The sequence below is a fragment of the Methylomonas sp. LWB genome (assembly GCF_001856095.1).
In the GTDB taxonomy this organism is placed as follows: Bacteria; Pseudomonadota; Gammaproteobacteria; order Methylococcales; family Methylomonadaceae; genus Methylomonas; species Methylomonas koyamae_A.
Map to the genome: position 1 here is coordinate 1 of NZ_MKMC01000084.1, position 684 is coordinate 684.

The 684-nt window shown below is 60.2% G+C and carries 1 protein-coding gene; it reads left to right on the forward strand.

What is annotated here, in order from left to right; all coding sequences use genetic code 11:
* On the forward strand, positions 1-684 hold a 684-nt coding region (locus tag BJL95_RS21715; protein ID WP_139306382.1), incomplete at both ends, for an IS66 family transposase.

Consider the following 684-nt stretch of genomic DNA (forward strand, 5'->3'; position numbering starts at 1 on the left):
AATTAGCGGAAGCCGAACGCATCTGTGCGCATGACGGTACTCGTCTGGTGGAAATCGGCGCTGAAATCAGCGAGCAGCTCGACATCGTGCCGCAACAGGTGCGAGTCATTCAACATCACCGCGTCAAATATGCCTGCCCGTGCTGCGATGAAAGCATTCGCGTGACGCCGGCACCGGTTCGCATCATCCCCAAAGGCTTACTCACCGAAACGGCATTAGCCTGGGTCGTCACCGCAAAATACCAGGATAGCCTGCCGCTGTATCGGCAAGCCGCGCTGTTGAGCCGTTTCGGCGGCGATCTGTCGCGCAACACGCTGGCGGCTAGCATGGTGCGGGTTGGCGACGCAGTGCAACCCATCATCAACTTGCTGCGCGACCATCTACTCGATGCCGATCTGATCCTGGGCGACGAAACCGTGGTTCAAGTGCTCAAAGAATCCGGCCGAGCCGCGCAAAGCAAAAGCTATCTGTGGGCACAAATGACCGGCTCCGGACCGCCGATTCGGCTGTTCAGCTACACGCCGGGGCGCGGCGGAACGCATGCGCAGCCGTTGTATGAAGGCATCAAACCCGGCGCGGTACTGATGAGCGACGGCTATGAGGTGTATAACGCCATTGCCGCCAGCCGGGGTGCGATTCACCTCGGCTGTTGGGCGCATGCGCGGCGTTATTTTGTCGAGGCCG